This window comes from Nocardioides sp., from assembly GCF_035547795.1.
Lineage (GTDB): Bacteria > Actinomycetota > Actinomycetes > Propionibacteriales > Nocardioidaceae > Nocardioides.
The window spans coordinates 1-3526 of sequence record NZ_DASZUF010000129.1 but is presented as its reverse complement, the minus strand read 5'-3'; the positions used below and the strand labels follow the sequence as shown (position 1 = coordinate 3526).

The 3526-nt window shown below is 72.5% G+C and carries 1 protein-coding gene and 1 pseudogene; both read right to left on the bottom strand.

Annotation, left to right across the window (positions count from 1 at the left end):
• Positions 1–3380, bottom strand: a 3380-nt coding sequence (locus VHA72_RS08945; protein ID WP_325574368.1) for a S8 family serine peptidase, incomplete at its 3' end; no start/stop codon positions are given.
• A 15-nt stretch (positions 3381–3395) separates the two neighbouring features.
• Positions 3396–3526 (bottom strand): annotated as a pseudogene (locus tag VHA72_RS08940) (PH domain-containing protein); the annotation flags it as partial.

Sequence of the window (3526 nt, the reverse complement as noted above, 5' to 3'; positions counted from 1 at the left end):
TTGCCGCTGCGGTCGGCCACATAAGGACTGGCCAGGCCGCTGCCGTCGGTCACGGTGAGCGCCGGGTGGGCGATGTCGACGGGGATCGACACCGTGGTGGCCCCACTCCAGCCGACCTCGTCCACCTCGCCATCGCCGGAGCTGGTGAACGAGCTGACGGCGTACCGCAGCGTGCTGCTGCCCTGCAGGTAGTGCCCGAGCCCGTACCCGGTCACGTCGCCGGCGGAGTCGGTGAACGTGTCCGCCAGCGAGATCGGCGCGACCAGCACGTCGCTGTCGTAGACGGCCGTGTCGATGCCGAGGGCGGCGCCGGTGAGCAACTCGTCGTCGACGACCACGCCGCTCTGGCCGGTCGTCGGGTCGACCTGGTTGAGATCGACGAGCTCCTCGAGGAAGACGTCACTGGTGCCGAGCCGGGTGTCGTAGGCGACCAGGTCGGGGGCCCCGTCGCCGCTGGTGTCGAGGTAGATGTCGAACTCCACCGCGCTGGCCGGCGTGCGGTGCGGTCCCTGGGTGGCGATCGCGACGTAGAGGAAGTCACCGGCAGAGGTGGTGCCCACGTCCTTGATGTCGGCGCCGCTGTCCTCGGAGACGCGCAGGCACCCTGACGTCTGGCCCGCATCGCAGGGCTGCAGCGCCGGGCTGGTGGCCTGAAGCTCGAAGCCTGCGGCGACCGAGCGCACCGGGTCGCTGCCCGACCAGCCGAAGTCGTGGCCCTGCAGCGGCAGCGTCGCGCTGCCGTCGATCGCCAGCGAGCCCGGCTGGCTCATCTGCGCGGCCGGCCGAGGCGCGGCGTACACGGGCACCCGCAGCGTGGTCGCGGCAGCGGCCGCGTTGTCGTGGTCGGGCGCGAGCACCACGGTGCCGCTGGCCTCGGCCAGCACGTCGACCGGCGCGCCGATGGTCGGGTCGACCGGCAGGCCGCCGTCGTCGGCGGCATGGGTCGGGTCCCACCACGGGGTGCTGGCCTCGCCGTTCGCGAGAGCCTGCGGGTCGTCGACGTGCAGCGTCACGGTAACGGTCCTGGTGTCGCCGGGGCTGCCGCCGGGGGCGAGCGTCACGGTGCTCGGGGAGACACTGACGCTCACCCCGGGCACGCTCGTCGCGGCTTGGTAGTCGACGGCGTACGTCGCCGACGCTGTGCCGGTGTTCTGCACCGTCACATGCTTGGTCAGCGTGGTGGTGGCGGTGACCGCCAGCGACCCGAAGGAGACGCTGACCGTGCCGGCGTCGTCCGCGTCGTAGGCGAGCACGTCGTTGGTCAGGGCCGCCGCCGCGTCGATCCGTCCGGCGCCGACCCGCATCGGGGCGCAGCTGCCGCTGGCCTGGTCGGACGCGCCGTCGACGTACAGGTCGTGGTCGGCGGTGTTCATCACGTCCGCCTTGACCTGCTCGGGCGACCAGGCCGGGTGCTTGTCGAGCGTCAGCGCGGCCAGCCCGGCGACCATCGGCGTGGCCATGGACGTGCCGCTCATGTCCTGGCCCTGGTTCCCGGAGCCGGGCAGCACCGAGAAGACAGTGTCGCCGACCGCGGTGACGTCGGGCTTGAGGTCACCGGCGCCGCGGCTCCCGCGGGAGCTGTAGGCGGGCACCTTGTCGTCGTCGGCCGCGTCGACGATGGTGGGGCCGTCGGTGGTGGTCCCGGCGATCTCGACGCTCTTGCCCTGGCCCAGCGCCGCCCGGATCGCGTCGGCATCCGACCTCTCGATCAGGATCGCCGGAACGTCGGCGTTCCCGGTGATGTCGTAGGTGGCGGTGTCGTCGGTGTCGGCGAAGACGACGCCGACGGCGCCCCCGTTCTCCAACCGGTCCACCCGGTCCGACGATCCGCAGGCATCGGCAGGCGGAGAGCCCGCGTCGATGGCGTCCTCGTCCCACGTGATGAGAGCGACCTTGCCGGCGATCGCCGTCCTGTCAGCCGAGGACAGCGGCTTGCAGGCCGATGCGTTGTCGGCCGGCATCGCGGCGACGGCACCGGTCAGGTCCGGGTCGTCGAGCCAGTCGTACGCCGTCGACCTGCTGATGCTCATCTCCTGCGGCGTCCCGCTGGCGATCGTGTAGCTCGCCCCCTGGTCCACCGTCTGCGCATCCTCCGACGCGGCGACCGTGATCACCCGCGGCGCGGTGCCGGGCGAGCCGCCGGCGTCGTACGCGTCTCCGGCGTTGCCCGCGGCGACCACCATCGTGACGCCGGCCGCCGCGGCCTTGTCGGCCTCCACCGCGTCGCCGTCGTCGGCGGTGCCGAAGTCGGCGCCGACGGAGAGGTTGACCACCACGCGGCCACCGTCCGGAGCGCCGTCGTTGTTGAGGTCGACCGCGCGGTCGATCGCCGCGGACACCAGGTCGGTGGATCCGGAGCAGCCGAAGATCCGGTAGGAGACCAGCGTCGCCTCTGGCGCCATCCCGGGGCCGATCTTCCAGGCGGAGGTGCCGGCGGTGTTGACCGTGCTGGCGTCGTAGGGACCGTGATAGGTGCTGCCGTCCGCGGCGACGCCGTAGCCGGCGATCGTGCCGGCCGTGTGCGAGCCGTGCCCGTCGCCGCCACCGGCCGACGAGCAGTCCAGCGGGTTCGGGTCCGGAGCCGGTGTGGTGCCGGAGTCGGCGTCGTAGGCGTCACCGGCGAAGTCCCAGCTGTCGGCGGCGTCGAACTTGGCGGGGTCGTAGAGATCACCCAACTGGCACTGGTCCTGCGCCTCATCGACTGCCAGAGTGTCATTCTGGTGCGCGCAGTTGTACGCCGCCTTCGTCCCCGGACCTCCGAAGTCGGCATGCGTGTAGTCGAGCCCGGTGTCGATGTCGACCACCGTGACACCCTGGCCGAGGGTCTGTCCGCCGCCGGCGGGACCCCACGCCGCCGGAGCGCCCTGGAACGGCACCGCGTAGCTGTTGTCGGGCTTCTTGGGCGCGATCGGGTAGACCGCCTTGACGCCGGGCAGCCTCGCCAGCGCCGGGGCGTTGGCGACGTCGGTCCGGACGGCGACACCGGCCAGCACCGCATGTGTGCCGAACAGCACGCTGGTGTGGCCGTGCAGCGAGGACAGCTGCTGCTCCACGCGCTGCTGGGCGGTGCGCACCGTGTCCAGCTGGGCCGCGGCGGCCTTCGTGGCGGCCTTCTTCGTCCCCGAGGCGCGCACGGACCTGAACCGCGAGAACGTGCTCGCCGTGTCGAGCTCGAGCAGGAACGCATAGCTGCCCCGCTTCGGCAGCAGGCCCTTGGCCGTCGGCGTCTGCTGACTGGCGGCGAGGTGCCGGGAGGGAGGTGCCGGAGACGGGCCCGGTGCCGCCGATGCGGCAGCCGAGACCGGACCAGGGGCGGTCGCTGTCAGCCCCAGAGCCAACGCGCCACCGAGCAGTAGCCGACCGGCGCGGGCTCTCGTCACGGGCCTGAGCGTACGTCAGCCGACCCGGGGTCCGCGCAGACCCGCGCGCTGCACCACCCGCTGGATCGTCAGGTCGCGCTCGTCGGGGCGTCCGACGTACCGGATGTCGCGCAGGCCCTGCTCCTGGGCCGCCGACTCGAAGACGA